The organism is Pseudomonas sp. R11F, assembly GCF_050312575.1.
Taxonomy (GTDB): Bacteria; Pseudomonadota; Gammaproteobacteria; order Pseudomonadales; family Pseudomonadaceae; genus Aquipseudomonas; species Aquipseudomonas palleroniana.
Map to the genome: position 1 here is coordinate 1 of NZ_JBNPJU010000018.1, position 333 is coordinate 333.

Sequence of the window (333 nt, forward strand, 5' to 3'; positions counted from 1 at the left end):
AATATGGTCGGGGTAGGGGGATTCGAACTCCCGACATCCTGCTCCCAAAGCAGGCGCGCTACCGGACTGCGCTATACCCCGGTAAAAGAAAGGCGACCTTTCAGTCGCCTTCTTCGATCAGTGCTTTTGGCCTCTGATCTTAAGATTCGATTCCAGGATTAACTGGTCTCAAAAATGGTGGGTCGTGTGGGATTCGAACCTACGACCAATTGGTTAAAAGCCAACTGCTCTACCAACTGAGCTAACGACCCAAATATGGTCGGGGTAGGGGGATTCGAACTCCCGACATCCTGCTCCCAAAGCAGGCGCGCTACCGGACTGCGCTATACCCCG

At 53.8% G+C, this 333-nt stretch carries 3 tRNA genes; all 3 read right to left on the minus strand.

What is annotated here, in order from left to right:
- Window positions 1–4: 4 nt before the first annotated feature.
- The 3 genes from ACQRBV_RS05175 to ACQRBV_RS05185 all read right to left on the minus strand — a co-directional run bounded on the left by ACQRBV_RS05175 (window position 5) and on the right by ACQRBV_RS05185 (window position 333).
- Window positions 5–81: transfer RNA gene (locus ACQRBV_RS05175), tRNA-Pro, on the minus strand.
- A 94-nt stretch (window positions 82–175) separates the two neighbouring features.
- A tRNA-Lys gene (locus ACQRBV_RS05180) sits at window positions 176–251 on the minus strand.
- A 5-nt stretch (window positions 252–256) separates the two neighbouring features.
- Window positions 257–333 (minus strand) — tRNA-Pro (locus tag ACQRBV_RS05185).